The sequence below is a fragment of the Paenibacillus phytorum genome (assembly GCF_013141715.1).
Taxonomy (GTDB): domain Bacteria; phylum Bacillota; class Bacilli; order Paenibacillales; family NBRC-103111; genus Paenibacillus_E; species Paenibacillus_E phytorum.
The window spans coordinates 17,584-30,264 of sequence record NZ_WHOA01000005.1 but is presented as its reverse complement, the minus strand read 5'-3'; the positions used below and the strand labels follow the sequence as shown (position 1 = coordinate 30,264).

Genomic DNA, 12,681 nt, shown 5'->3' with positions numbered 1-12,681 from the left:
GGGCTTCAGCTTCACATAGGAGAGGAAGGGTACTGTGTCTAGAGATCAAATCGTCATTAAAGGAGCGAGAGCTCATAATCTGAAAAATATCGATGTCACGATTCCACGTGATAAGTTTGTTGTTCTCACAGGCTTAAGTGGATCAGGGAAATCGTCGCTTGCCTTTGATACGATTTATGCGGAGGGGCAGCGCAGATACGTTGAATCTCTATCTGCCTATGCCAGACAATTTCTAGGGCAAATGGATAAGCCTGATGTAGATTCAATTGAAGGTCTATCACCGGCTATTTCCATTGATCAGAAGACAACAAGCCGTAATCCGCGTTCCACGGTTGGGACCGTAACGGAGATTTACGACTATTTGCGCTTGCTATATGCTCGAATCGGACGTCCGCATTGTCCGACCCATGGCATCGAGATTACATCGCAAACCGTGGAACAAATGGTGGATCGCATTATGGAGTATCCTGAACGAACGAAGCTCCAGATTCTAGCTCCCCTTATTTCAGGACGCAAAGGCGAACATACAAAGCTGCTTGCTGATATTCAAAAGCAGGGATTCGTTAGGGTGCGTGTCAATGGTGAAACGGTCGATCTTGCTGAGAAGATAGAACTCGACAAAAATAAAAAGCACACGATTGAGGTCGTTGTTGACCGTATCGTGATCAAAGAGGATGTTCAAACTCGTCTTGCAGATTCCCTGGAGACAGCGCTCAAGTTAGCAAATGGCCGGGTAATTGTTGATATTATTGACAAAGAAGAGTTGCTCTTTAGCCAGAACTTAGCTTGTCCGGAGTGCGGCTTCAGTGTTGAGGAATTAGCGCCAAGAATGTTTTCGTTTAACAGTCCATTCGGTGCTTGTCCCGACTGTGACGGACTAGGGAGTCAGATGATCGTTGATCCTGATTTACTTGTTCCTGATGCGAAGCTAACGATTGAAGAGGGAGCGTTCGAAGCTTGGGCCGGCAGCACTTCCAACTATTATCCGCAGTTTCTTGCGGCGGTTTGTGAACATTATTCCATTCCGCGCAATGTACCTGTATCTGAGATAAACAGTGATCAGATGAAGGTTATCCTTTATGGAACAGGCGGGGAGAAGATTCGCTTCCGCTACGAGAATGATATGGGAGCGAGCAAGGAAGCGTTAGTTCCTTTCGAGGGTATTATTCGCAACTTAGAACGCCGATTCAAAGATACGTTCTCTGAGGGGATCAGGGAGCACATTCAGACGTATATGAGCACGAAGCCTTGTCCGAAGTGTAAAGGACAGCGTCTGAAGCCCGAAACGTTGGCAGTGACGATCAATGGCAAAAACATTGCTCATGCAACTTCCCTCTCGATTGGTGACGCTGAGGAATGGTTCAAAGGGTTGGACTTGAATGAACGGGAGCTGACAATTTCCAATTTGATTCTCAAAGAAATCAGATCTCGTCTAGGGTTCCTAGTCAACGTAGGTCTTGATTACTTAACGATGCATCGTGCTGCAGGTACGTTATCGGGTGGAGAAGCACAGCGGATACGCTTGGCTACTCAGATCGGTTCTAGTTTGATGGGTGTCCTTTATATTTTGGATGAGCCCAGCATTGGACTGCATCAGAGAGATAATACGCGTCTGATTCAGACGCTCGAACATATGCGTGATCTTGGTAACACATTAATCGTCGTGGAACATGATGAAGATACGATGATGGCTGCGGATTACATTATCGATATCGGTCCTGGTGCCGGTATTCATGGCGGACAAGTCATTGCGCAAGGTACGCCTGTAGAGTTGATGAAAGACGATAACTCTCTTACAGGACAATACCTTAGCGGCAAACGTTTCATTCCTATTCCAGCAGCGCGACGCAAGCCGAATGGCAAATGGATCGAGGTCAAAGGCGCCAAAGAAAATAATTTACGCAACGTCTCGGCGAAAGTGCCACTCGGTGTATTCACCTGTGTAACTGGGGTATCCGGTTCAGGCAAAAGTACGTTGATTAACGAGATTTTGTTCAAAACCTTGTCGCGTGATTTAAACGGAGCTAAGGTGCGTCCTGGTGAGCACAAGGAAATTGTGGGCCTTGAACACATTGATAAAGTCATCGATATTGACCAATCACCGATTGGTCGTACGCCACGCTCGAATCCAGCGACGTATACCGGTGTGTTCGACGATATCCGTGATGTTTATGCGAATACGAACGAAGCCAAGGTTCGCGGTTACAAGAAGGGTCGCTTCAGCTTTAACGTGAAGGGCGGCCGTTGTGAGGCTTGTCGTGGAGACGGCATCATCAAGATCGAGATGCACTTCTTACCGGATGTGTACGTGCCTTGTGAAGTCTGTAAAGGCAAGCGGTACAACCGCGAGACGATGGAAGTGAAGTACAAAGGCAAGAGCATTTCCGAAGTGTTAGAGATGACGATTGAGGACGGCTGCGAGTTCTTCAAGAACTTGCCGCGTATTCATCGTAAGCTGACGACACTTCTGGATGTGGGGCTGGGCTACATGACCCTCGGCCAGCCAGCGACCACGCTGTCCGGCGGCGAAGCCCAGCGTGTGAAGCTCGCGGCGGAGTTGTACCGCCGCAGCACAGGCAAGACGATCTACATCCTGGATGAGCCCACTACGGGGCTCCACATCCACGATATCGATCGTCTGCTGAAGGTGCTTCACCGTCTCGTCGAGAACGGTGAAACGGTGCTTGTCATCGAGCATAACCTCGATGTGATCAAGACGGCGGACCATGTCATCGATCTAGGTCCCGAGGGTGGTACCCGCGGAGGACTGATCGTGGCTGCCGGTACGCCGGAGGATGTCGTGAAGGTGGCCGGGTCCTACACCGGCCAGTATTTGAAACCGATCCTCGAAAGGGATCGGGAGCGCTCTGAGAACTACGCAAAGCGACTTGAAGTGCTAGAAGAATCAGTCGGCTAGTAAAGTTACTCGAATAAGCTTGGCCCACGATACAAGAGATCGTGACGCCAAGCTTATTTTGTTTTTTTGTCACAATTCCGACGAACATTCCTTGAATTTTGTTAAGACTTAATTGAATGATACAAGCTTCGACAATTTAACCCTCTATCACAATGAGGGAGAATAGACCTATAATTAGGTTATAAGTTGCATACGACAAATATCCCTCTTACTAACTATCCATGATCGAGGATATAAGCAGTTTAATCTATCTACTTTATGGAGGCTTGTTATGAAACCGACGTTAGAGTTACAAGAGATTGTTTCTGCTTTAGGTATTGATCCTTTTCGATTCTTAGCTTGGCAGGAAAAAGAATTAGCAGAAAAACTACAAAACGCATACATTGAGGAGCATAAAGAATTCGACTCCCTGTACGGACTAGTCGTTTAAGAAGTGCAAATCTATGAAATCATAGAACCCGTAGAGTCCCTGATAGGGATTTCGGGTTTATTTTTTTGTAGCTTGTGTGTAAAGGTAAGCATTGAATTTTAGCATGCCCAGAGTTATAAATACTCGAAAAGATGGACATTTTATACTTACAAGGCAGGTTTGAGAAATCCCGATTCATCAAGAAGCAATCATTGATTTGATGTACGGCTTCCGATGAACCCATCAATTCACGGCCTTGTGATGTGGTCAAGTGTGGTCAAGTCATGCAAAAGGTGACAAACTTGTTACACATCAGTGTAATCACTTGCATCTAGTGCCCAATCAAGCTAACATAGAATTAAAATAGCAGGACGTGTGCCTTGCACCGAGTTACTATAAGGAGGTTTCACCATGTTATTAGCGGAAGCAGCAGCAACAACAAGTACGTATACAAGCTTTGATATTTATGTTTTGATCTTCACGGTGGTCATCGCCATTGGTTTCATCAGAGAGCTGATCAACCCTAGAAGAAATTTGTTTGCCTTAGGGTTTGCGGGGGTTGCCTTGTTCGTATTCGCCTTCATGGATGTCGTTATGATCAGAGGCTGGTAATTCCGAGCAAAACAAGATAAAAGCCCACAGGACCAAGATCGTAAGATCAACGGTGCCTGTGGGCTTTTTTGTTTTATTTAAGTAGATAAGAAAGTATAAGTTTTATACTTTTGCTTCGCATCTACCTTGACAAACGCGCTCGTCCCAGAAGGACGACGGAGTCGTTTATCCTTGAGCGAATGCTTATACCCACCACATTTCACCAAGAGGTTCCTTGATGAGCACTTGTTGGAGATTTTGCACCGCTTTAGAGAATCCTTCTTCTACGGACATCAAACCGTCTTCGTGCTCGATGCTCACGACATAGTCATAACCAACAAGGCGCAGAGCGCTAATGATGTCAGCCCAAACTTTCATATCGTGACCATAACCAACGGAACGGAACTGCCAAGCGCGGTCAAGCATGTTAGCATAGGATTGCATGTCAGTAACACCATAGCGGTTCACATTGTTAACATCGACCGATGTATCTTTAGCGTGGAAATGGTGAATCGCTCCGGCACGGCCAAGAATTTGCACAGCTTGAACAGGATCGATACCTTGCCACCACATATGACTCGGGTCAAGATTTGCTCCGATCGCATCGCCTGCTGCTTCACGAAGACGAAGGAGGGTAGCTGGCGTATGTACGGAGAAACCACCGTGCAGTTCCAGACCAATTTTAATATTACGGTCGGAAGCGTACTTGCCTGTCTCTGTCCAGTAAGGAATAATTTTGTTCCCCCACTGCCAGTCCAGAATCTCTTGGAAATCATTCGGCCAAGGCGCTACCGGCCAGTTCGGATACTTCGCATCCTCATGGTCGCCAGGACAGCCAGAGAACGTATTAACTACAGGTACCTCTAGGCGCTCAGCAAGATCAATCGTTTGTATGATAGCATCATGAAACTCTTTAGCAATGTGTTTTTGCGGGTGCAGCGGGTTACCGTGAGCGCTAAGTGCGCTGATTGTCAAACCGCGGGATTCCACCGCATGTTTAAATGCTTTTAGTTTCCCTGCGTCTGCGAGAAGTTCGCTTGGGTTGCAATGAGCTGTACCGGGATAGCCCCCTGTACCAATTTCAACAGCATCTAAGCCTTTCGCAGCAATGTAATCCAACGCTTCCTCGAAAGGTTTTCCACCGAACAGAACCATAAAAACGCCTAACTTCATTAGGTACACCTCCATAAATGGTAAACAACCACACAAATTATACCACTATCATCCAGTAAAATGAAGCAAGCCTTTATAGATCCGAAGTACCGTCTCATAATTGGAGCTGTAGATAATAACCGAGAACGTAACTAACGCTTGTGTCACGAAACAACGGAAGTAGAAATAGGTTTTGGATACTTTCTTTTTATTAACGGTAGTGATTTTAAACATATTTTCGATGGCAAGAATGATCCCATGGTAGAGCCCGTAAAAGAAATAAAGCCATGTAAAACCATGCCACAAACCAATCAAGACCATAATCAGAACGGACAAGCTGGAGGCTACCCAGCGGGATGGAGCTGTACGGGAGAAGAACATGAAGATATGATCTCGGAAAAAATCACCTAACGTCGCGTGCCAATTTCGCCAAAACTGCGTCATGGAAGGCGAGAAGAGTGGACGCTTAAAGTTCTCAGGCATCGTATAGCCCATCAATCGCCCAAAGCCGATCGCCATATCGGAATAACCGGAGAAATCAAAGTAAATGAGTGCATAGAACCAGATCAATAGAAATAACGATTGATGGGTGTGCAGATCCTGCTTTAGCACTTGATCGAAAACGCTGGTCATCCAGGTGACCACAACAATTTTCTTGAATAATCCTAAAATGATCCGTTTCACACTGTCTTCAAAAAGAGCGGCATCTACGCTGTAAGGCTTTTTGCTATCGGCCATGAAATCACGGAATTTTAAAATCGGTCCCGATGTAAAAGTTGGAATGAATAGCAGGTAATTCGCATAATCAATGGCTGGAACTTGGCCTTCTTTACCGAAGAAATAAGCGAAATAATAAGCATCGATTACTTTAAGAACGTTATAAATGAGGCCTAAATAGATGATAGCATCGAACAACGGATTGTGAAAAATGTCCATGACGAAAAGCCGGACACCCAGAAATACACCGACAACATTAGCGGCAATTGCGAAAATAAAAGTTGCTTTACGCCACAACGTCGTTCGGCAAAGATAAACAAAGCCAGCATAATTAATGACCGTAAAAGCAGCATAGAAAATGAGCAGCTTCTGGCTGAACAGCAGCAGGAAGCAGAGGCTGAAAATAATCATCAGAATGCGTTTGTTATTAGCCCACTTGCGGGTGAGCATCAGAACGGCAACCATGCCAATCATAGCTATAATTGCGTTCATGTGCATATAAAACATAGCTATAGAACTCCTCGCTTCGAAAGCTTGATCAGTCTCATCTTAGACTTCTAGAAGAATTAGAAATACTAGAATTTCTCGTAGATAAACAAGCCCTTGCCAGTGAAATAGATGAAAACCAAATAGAGCATCACGAGATAGATCAGGACTTCGATGGTTTTCCTAAGGATTTTAACCATGTGTCTACCTCCTTCGTAAATAGCGGCGCGCCCTCTTCGCGGTTCAAGTGGACAAGGTCATGGAAATAGCGTGGATCGTATTTGTGCAGCAAATCCAGCGTAGGCACATTCGCAGCTTGCAGCTGGCGGTTTGCCTCTTGCATCAAGGAGGCGACGTAAGGCGGATCCGCATAGCCTTTGTTCCACGGCATCCAAATCACACGCAGAGCAAGTTGATGCTTATTCGCATACTGGATAACCCACTGCAAAGCATCCAAATTAGCCTGAAAATCCTTTAGTAGCATGGATCCGAAGCGTTTGTCATAATCGGTCCATTTCGTCTTTAGGAAAGCATCGTCTTTGCGACCGGGGTACAGCTCTTTATCAATCCAGCGGGGCTCGTAGGCTAGGTTGCCTTTACGCAAATTACGAGCAAATTCTTCACCAGAATCCCGGAAGTAGTCTCGGTACGTGTAAACATAAGGCTGATACCAGGGTTTGAACCATTGGTAGGTTGGATCGGTTTCAAGTGAGTCCAGCATGGTGTGAACATCGATGCCGATTACAAGCTCATCCTTTACCTGGTAAAGGCTATTCGATAGGATGGCTTTCAGGTCGGTTAGCTTTCCGTAGGAAAGCCCCATTTCAACCAAATGGGCTTCGGATTTATCTTCGATATACGCACCCGTAACGGACGAATTACCGAAGAAAACCGGACCCGATTGGGACCAGCCGTGGTGGTAGAGCGTTTTGGTAAAGTCGTTTTTGTAAAAACGGCGCGAGCTAACCATCGGGTTCCACCAGGAAATGAGCATGTCGGAGACGACGATTGCCAGCAGCAGGCCGAGTACGAAGCTATTTTTTTTGAGAAATGCAGCTACTTTCAACGGTATCACTCATTATCTTTGTATAGGATGGACGCTTCATAACGTTTGGCTTGCTATAGATAACGCATGAAGCATTAGTTGGCCCACAGCTGACAAGGAACTGTATATCGTACAGCTAATGTCGGCGTGTGGGCCATGTGATGTTACTTTGGGTGAAGTTGCATTTTGTGCAACAATACTTTTAATTCCTTCAGCATATTGGCGATATGTTGTAGAAAATACAACAATTCAGAGAGATTTTTATCATACTAGTCGGTTTGGACCAGAATTGTTGTACGAAATGCAACTTTGCTGCTGGTAAAGACCATTTTGCGAGATATTGTTGCACAACATACAACTTAGACGGCCGAGGCCGTATCTGCCTAAGGTCAGCCAAGCAAAGCAGTTAGGGATAGAACAGAGAAGGCACTTACAGCGCCTTCTCCTGCCAAGCATGGTACTGCTCACGGAATGTGGCAGGCCACTGCTGCTCGTCGAGACCGTACTGCGCCAAGAACGCGAACGCCCAGCGTTCGATTCCAAAGCCTACACAGCCTGTAACGGCGTTGCGCTTGCCCATTTTAATATTAAAAGCATTCCCGAACGTGTTGCTATGGAAATTTACAGAGGAGCAGGCGATTGATTTCTTCACATGAGGAATGCTCAAGCGCAGCTCATATTTCATCTCTTGATTGCGTTGGAAGGACGCTTTCACTTGGAAATCGTTCGTGAAGAACGGGTCGTTGGCGATCTCCATCATGCTGTCCACGTTCCATTCAACGGCAAGCTCTTTCAGATATTCGATCGATTTTAGGCGATTTTCTTTGACGAAGTCGGGTTTACCGACGAAAATAATTTCGCGCATCGAGAAGTCGAGCAAACGACCGAAATCGGTGTGGTTTTTGGACTCGAAGCGGTGACATTTCGCAATGGCTGTAACGACGATGCCGTCACCCTCAAGCGTTTCATTCTCTAGGCCTTCATAGCAGTGATAACAAGTAGAAGGATTCATCATGAAGTTCGGTTTCACCATGTTGTTATCAAGCGCGAGAGGCTGCTCTTGGCTCCAACCGCCAGCTTCACGGATGGATTGGGAGAAGGATTCAATGACATCCAGATCTTCACGTAGATGAGTCACGAAATGAATGTGCTCAGGGAAAGAAGTGAAATGATTCGTTTTATTCAAAGTGTGACTATGAATAACAGCAGGATAAGACTCTTCCTGCATGCCTTCGAAACGCTTGGCGATCTTCGTTACGAAGGAATAATCGAAGAAACGCATTAAGCTGGAGAAAGGCTCACGGAAAATAAAAAGGCCGGGCTCCAAAACTTTAATTGCTTTACGTTCTACAAGCTCAGCGATAATATCGCCTTCGTAAGGGGTATCGACTTTGTTCTCGAATAGAATGTTTTCTTTGAAGCCGAAATCGCCATGGGAGAAACGTTCAATGAGACGCTGAACGCGCTCGGTAATACCCTCGTTTCCATTCGGAGAGTTATGGGTAATGATAATGTGACCATCCACAAGGGAAATATCCTGAATATGCTCATTGGCAAAGGCGGACGCGTATTTGACTTGTCCATGCTGACTTTCAGCCAGGCCTTCTAAAGAAATTTTACATGTCATCATGAGTGGGTTACCTCGCAGTCTTCTTGGAAATAAAATCGGCAATTTCGCTTACCGTGTTCATGGAGTACAGCATTAAATCTTGATTCGTCACTTGAATGCTGTATGTTTTTTCGATATGGGCGATAAGCGCTGTGGCGCCGATGGAGTCAATGAAGCCATAATCAAAGAGATGAACATCAACATCAAAATCATCGTCATCCTCAGCAATTTCATAACGCTCGCGAATATGCTGTTCAAGCTGCGCTAATAATTCTTCATTAGACATGTTGGAAAGCCTCCTGGTTAACATAAAAGTGGTAATAAGATAAAGGAACGTTAGTTCACTTTGCGGTAAAAGAAAGTGTCGTCAAATCACCGTATCGGGTGATGGTATACATATGTGTTTGAGCGTCATGCTCGATCTTGGCATCGGATCCATCAAAGAGTAGCTCTGTAGGACTGAATACCTTCACTTGCTGCAGACCTGCTGATTTTAGGACTAATTGATGAGTATTCCCTTGCTGTGTCAGCTCAAAAGGAACATTAGAACGCACGACATGGAATTTTTCCTTGGTCGCTCCAATACCGATGGAGGATGGCTTAGTCAAACCTAGATAGAATCGGTTATCAATTGTCGTGTAAATATCCGAATCACTTTGTAGGGAGTATAGGGCAAGTTTTTCGCCCTTTTCTATTACTACACCCAGTGTTGTAGAATACTCACCAGCCAAGCCTGGCACCTTGTCGGTATTCGGTGTCAAAGTGGCATGAAAGTGTGGATTGCCTCCAGCTAAACGATCTTTCAGTTTGTCCCATAAATAAGAAGTCCATGACTGACTGATACGAACTTCGCTTTTCAAAGCAGTTAAGAATGACTTCGCCATCTGGGTTTCGGTCATAAAATTATAATTATGCTTCGTACGAAGCTTGTCAAAGTAGTCGGCGAATTCGGTTAAATCAGCAACTTTGGATGGTACGGGAAAATGGTACTCGATGTGCTCGAAATAATCAATCGGCATGTCCAATTTAACCATCGATTCGAAAACGTCCGTCGTTGCATAATCTCCTGTCCGCAGTACCGGCGTTGGTGTATGGATCAGCATCGTATGATCTGTATTCCCTTGTTTATCCTGTAATAGGAAGGGAAGCGACCAAATCTCTTCGGGACGTGGAATCACGGGCGAATCGGGCGATAAGAAACCGAAATTGTACCATAATCCTTGCTGCTGTTCATTCTCCAGTGTTTGCTGGTGGTCTATGTTATTGATGCGCCATGTGTGTTGGTTCGTTCCAAGGTTCAGCCAAGGGATGCCGAGCTTATCGAATGCTTTCTTGTGAAGGGAAAGCTCGGTGCGTTCTTGCTCAGCGCTTTTGAAATTATGCACGAACACGTGCGGATCGATTTGTAAATGATTGTCACGCGCGTATTGAATGAACTCCTGAAGCTCCGCTTGATAAGGAAATTGCGGGTCGTCGATCGAAACGGGGGACCCGAATTCGATACCGCCGACGACCAGGTCGTCTTTGCCGTCGTGATTAAGATCTATCCAAAGCGGGACGGAGTAGTGGCCGGCAACCAAGGCGTGATCGCCGACTTGGTTCAGGGTTGTGCTTTGTAGGGGACCCGCATCCGCCCAAGCGCCATCGGCGCCTTGAAGATACACTTGTAGGTCCCCATCGCTGCTGCCGACCACGATATCGAGTCGGCCGTCGCCGTTGATGTCACGCACGGATGGTGCGGCGTGCGTGGCATGCTGCGGCAGCGGGAACAGCGCGCTGCCCTGCTCGAGCATGAGGGCCGCTGCGCTGCGGCCCTTGTAGAGCCATACTTGTCCATCGGCTCCGCCTAGGACAAGGTCGAGCTTGCCGTCGCCATCGACGTCGGCGACGAACGGCGCTGCAGGCCCTCCGGGCAGCTGCAGCGGCTTCCCGCCCGCGAGCAGCGCCGCGGGCTTCGCGAACCTGCCGCTAGCGAGCTGCGGCAGGAGCAGTACCGCCCCGGACTCGTCGGAGACGACGAGGTCCGTGCGGCCATCCCCGTTCACGTCTGCGGCGTGAACGGCACTGTAAGGGCCAAGCTGGAGCGGCAAGCCGGACTCCAGCAGCAAAGGCATCGGCGCGCCGAACGTGTCGGGCAGCGCCAAGCCCTCAGGCGGCGGCTCACTCGTATAGGCCGCCGCGTCAACACCTTGATTCGTGTACACATACACGAATCCATCCGAGCTGCCGACCACGAGGTCCGTGCGGCCGTCGCCGTTCATATCCGCGGCCGTCGGGTACGCGCGGTAAGGCAGCTCAATCGCGCTCGACAGATCGCGATATTGCGGAAACAAAGCCTGCCGCAGGGGCTTGCCGGCAGCCATCACGTGCAGCCCGCTCGCGTAACCCGAGCCGGGCAGCTCACCGTAGAACGTTGGCTGTGCGTTCGTCCCCATGTTGAGCTGCACCGTCACACTCTCGCGCCATTGCCCCCAGTAGAAGGCATTGCGTACGAGTGTAAACGAGGGAATCTCGTTATATTCCTTCAGCTTCTCTGCCCAAGCAATGCCGTCTTTCTGCTGAATTGCCGGCATCGCCTCAAAATGATTCTGAAACGCCATAGCAGGCCTTCCGTAAGGGCCAAGGATTTTTTTCACACTGTAGCCAAGTGTTTCTTTCGATACATAAGCCAGCAGCTCACTGCGATACTGCATGTTCGCTGCAGCAAAAGCAAAGTTAAAGTAAGGCTCAATCGGTAGTGTTTTTTTATTGAAATAAGTCGTTCCCGGGACCCGTTTCATTGCTGCTTGATACTTTTCAGCCAGCTGAGAGAAGCCTAGCTTCGGATCCATGCCGCTCATCATGTCATAGCCTGTCAGGAAGTACCGGTTCGGCAGAAAGTTACTGCTGATCAGCACGGTGCCTTTTCCAATGCGGTTCTGCATAACTAGCGAAACAGGCTTCCCAGCCATGTTCATGGCAACTATCGTTTGACCAGTAGAAGGAACGAAGCCATATCCCAAGTTAAAGCCGGGCAAGTCTTCCAGTGAATTATGTTTGAGGTAGCTCTGGCTAAACAATTGAAAAGTTTGCTGTATACCTTGCAGATTAACTGGCACCTGCGGGTAGCTCAGACTCTGTGTTGAAGCTGCCAATTGGGGTCCACCCAAGCTCGTGAGCGGCACTTTTTTTAAGTCCACAACCTCTTTAGCACCTATGAATTCCGGTGTAAAGCTGGTCGAGAACCCATTTTCCACTAATAAATGTCCGCCCTGTTTCACGAATGTTACTAGTTTTGAAGCTTGTTCCGCCCACCCGGCATCTTGCGCAAGGGCAGGATCCAGATAAATCGCATCGTATTTACGAAGCTGGCTTGTTGATAGGGAAAGCAGGTTTTGTTTGTCAATGTGAACGCCTGCCTGCAAGGTTTGCTGAAAATCTCCATAGGCTGCCGCATCATAATGATCCCCGCTCGTCGCATAGAGGAGCTTAGTTTCATCTACTTTTGGTAAAAATAGTAGAAGGATGAATATAAATAGGATACTGATGACGCCTAGTCCGATCAATAGTTTAAGAACGCGAATTTTCGACAAAACCAAAGGTATCCCTCAATTACTAAAAAGGTCACTATCCTTGCCATTATAGCATTCATAGGAAACTTTGTTAACTTCTAAAGGGTTTCAGCTTGAGGAGGAAACGTTTGACAATGAGGCGTAACTGTCGGATATTGGCTAAGCTTGTAATTACCCCCCCACCCTAGATTACTACCTACCCTT

The 12,681-nt window shown here is 47.2% G+C and carries 9 protein-coding genes; 3 read left to right on the top strand and 6 right to left on the bottom strand.

The annotated features are described in order from the left end of the window. Positions 1-34 precede the first annotated feature (34 nt). The 3 genes from uvrA (at position 35) to GC098_RS00700 (ending at position 3,938) form a co-directional block, all read left to right on the top strand. Positions 35-2,917, top strand: coding sequence for an excinuclease ABC subunit UvrA (gene uvrA, locus GC098_RS00710; protein ID WP_171640031.1), 2,883 nt, complete (start codon positions 35-37; stop codon positions 2,915-2,917). 271 nt (positions 2,918-3,188) lie between these two features. Beyond that, positions 3,189-3,347 (top strand): hypothetical protein, encoded by a 159-nt coding sequence (locus GC098_RS00705; RefSeq protein ID WP_171640029.1) that lies wholly within the window; start codon positions 3,189-3,191, stop codon positions 3,345-3,347. A 390-nt stretch (positions 3,348-3,737) separates the two neighbouring features. Continuing rightward, positions 3,738-3,938, top strand: coding sequence for a hypothetical protein (locus GC098_RS00700; RefSeq protein WP_171640028.1), 201 nt, complete (start codon positions 3,738-3,740; stop codon positions 3,936-3,938). Positions 3,939-4,121: 183 nt separating this feature from the next. Here GC098_RS00700 and GC098_RS00695 read toward each other — a convergent pair whose 3' ends face one another. The 6 genes from GC098_RS00695 to GC098_RS00670 all read right to left on the bottom strand — a co-directional run bounded on the left by GC098_RS00695 (position 4,122) and on the right by GC098_RS00670 (position 12,498). Continuing rightward, entirely contained in the window at positions 4,122-5,090 is a 969-nt protein-coding gene (locus GC098_RS00695) for a sugar phosphate isomerase/epimerase family protein (protein ID WP_171640027.1), read from the bottom strand. Positions 5,091-5,138: 48 nt separating this feature from the next. Continuing rightward, on the bottom strand, positions 5,139-6,278 hold the full coding sequence (locus tag GC098_RS00690) for an MBOAT family O-acyltransferase (protein WP_246358350.1): 1,140 nt from the start codon (positions 6,276-6,278) through the stop codon (positions 5,139-5,141). 157 nt (positions 6,279-6,435) lie between these two features. Further along, the gene (locus GC098_RS00685) at positions 6,436-7,347 is read right to left on the bottom strand and encodes a hypothetical protein (protein ID WP_312879967.1); all 912 of its coding nucleotides are present in this window, start codon (positions 7,345-7,347) and stop codon (positions 6,436-6,438) included. 400 nt (positions 7,348-7,747) lie between these two features. Beyond that, positions 7,748-8,947 carry a hypothetical protein gene (locus GC098_RS00680; RefSeq protein WP_246358349.1) on the bottom strand — a complete coding sequence of 400 codons (1,200 nt, stop codon included), beginning with the start codon at positions 8,945-8,947 and terminating at the stop codon, positions 7,748-7,750. Positions 8,948-8,954: 7 nt separating this feature from the next. Beyond that, positions 8,955-9,212: an acyl carrier protein gene (locus GC098_RS00675; RefSeq protein WP_029194863.1), complete on the bottom strand. Its 258-nt coding sequence runs from the start codon at positions 9,210-9,212 to the stop codon at positions 8,955-8,957. Positions 9,213-9,267: 55 nt separating this feature from the next. Next, positions 9,268-12,498, bottom strand: a complete 3,231-nt coding sequence (locus tag GC098_RS00670) for an FG-GAP repeat domain-containing protein (protein WP_171640024.1) — start codon at positions 12,496-12,498, stop codon at positions 9,268-9,270. Between the last annotated feature and the right edge of the window lie 183 nt (positions 12,499-12,681).

What these genes read in the sequence shown, in the direction of transcription:
- GC098_RS00675 (WP_029194863.1), bottom strand. Translation starts at nt 9,212, where the DNA reads ATGTCTAATGAAGAATTATTAGCGCAGCTTGAACAGCATATTCGCGAG.
- GC098_RS00705 (WP_171640029.1), top strand. Translation starts at nt 3,189, where the DNA reads ATGAAACCGACGTTAGAGTTACAAGAGATTGTTTCTGCTTTAGGTATT.
- GC098_RS00690 (WP_246358350.1), bottom strand. Translation starts at nt 6,278, where the DNA reads ATGAACGCAATTATAGCTATGATTGGCATGGTTGCCGTTCTGATGCTC.
- GC098_RS00700 (WP_171640028.1), top strand. Translation starts at nt 3,738, where the DNA reads ATGTTATTAGCGGAAGCAGCAGCAACAACAAGTACGTATACAAGCTTT.
- GC098_RS00680 (WP_246358349.1), bottom strand. Translation starts at nt 8,947, where the DNA reads ATGATGACATGTAAAATTTCTTTAGAAGGCCTGGCTGAAAGTCAGCAT.
- GC098_RS00695 (WP_171640027.1), bottom strand. Translation starts at nt 5,090, where the DNA reads ATGAAGTTAGGCGTTTTTATGGTTCTGTTCGGTGGAAAACCTTTCGAG.